The organism is Pseudomonas sp. SWRI18 (genome assembly GCF_014268345.1).
GTDB lineage: Bacteria > Pseudomonadota > Gammaproteobacteria > Pseudomonadales > Pseudomonadaceae > Aquipseudomonas > Aquipseudomonas cedrina.
Genome location: NZ_JACCQQ010000055.1, coordinates 1 through 917 on the forward strand (window position 1 = coordinate 1; position 917 = coordinate 917).

The 917-nt window shown below is 61.3% G+C and carries 1 pseudogene; it reads right to left on the bottom strand.

The annotated features are described in order from the left end of the window. Positions 1–917: pseudogene (locus tag H0Z09_RS27170) on the bottom strand (RHS repeat protein); the annotation flags it as partial.

Below are 917 nucleotides of genomic sequence, written 5' to 3' on the forward strand. Positions count from 1 at the left end.
CAGGCGGTTGCCGGCGACGATGTCGGGGCCGGGGCGGTCTTGCATGAGCAGGTTGCCGGCCGGGTCGTGGGCGAAGCTTTCGTGTTCGCCTTGTGAGTGATCGGCGCGGGTGAGGCGGTTTAGTGGGTCGTAGTGGTAGTGGTGTTCGCCTTTGCGGGTGTCGTTGAGGCGGGTGAGGTTGCCGGAGTTGTCGTAGTCGTAGTGGCGTTGGTAGACGTAGTTGTTCTGTTGGGTGACGGCGTGGGCGTGCAGGCGCTGTTGATCGTCGTAGTGGTAGCGACTGATCAGTTGGCCTTGTTGGCGTTGGTGTTCCTGGCCAGCTTTGAACAGGTGTGACGTGAGCAGCTTGCCGTTGAGTTCGACGGTGGCGAGGTGGCCGCCCTTGTCGTGGTTGAAGGTGAGGCGGTTGTTGTCGGGCAGGCGCAGCTTTTGGAGCTGGCCGCAGGCGTCGTAGCCGTAGCGCAGGGTGCCCCAGCCTTGGTGCTCGGCGGTGAGGCGGTTTTGTGGATCGTATTCGTAGGCTAAAAACCAATGGCCGTCGTCGACGCTGAGGAGATTGCCTTGGCGGTCGTAGGCGTACTCGATGATGTTGCCGTCGGGCAGGGTTTTTCTTACAAGGCGTCCGGCATGGTCGCGTTTGTAGCAGGTGATTAGCTGACTGCCGTCGTCGCCGTGTTCGGTTTTTTCCTGCAGGTTGCCGTTGAGGTCGTAGACGTAGGCGGTGCGCTGGCCGTCGAAGCCGATTTCCTGCTGGATGAGGCCGTTGTTGTGGTACTGGAGTCGGTAGGTTTCGCCGACTTCGTTTTCGATTTCGGTCAGCAGCAGCCGGGCGTTGTCGTAGCGGTAGTTGACCTGGGTGCCGTCGGCATTGATGCGGCGGCTGATCAGGTGCAGGCCGTCGGCGTATTCGTAGCGGG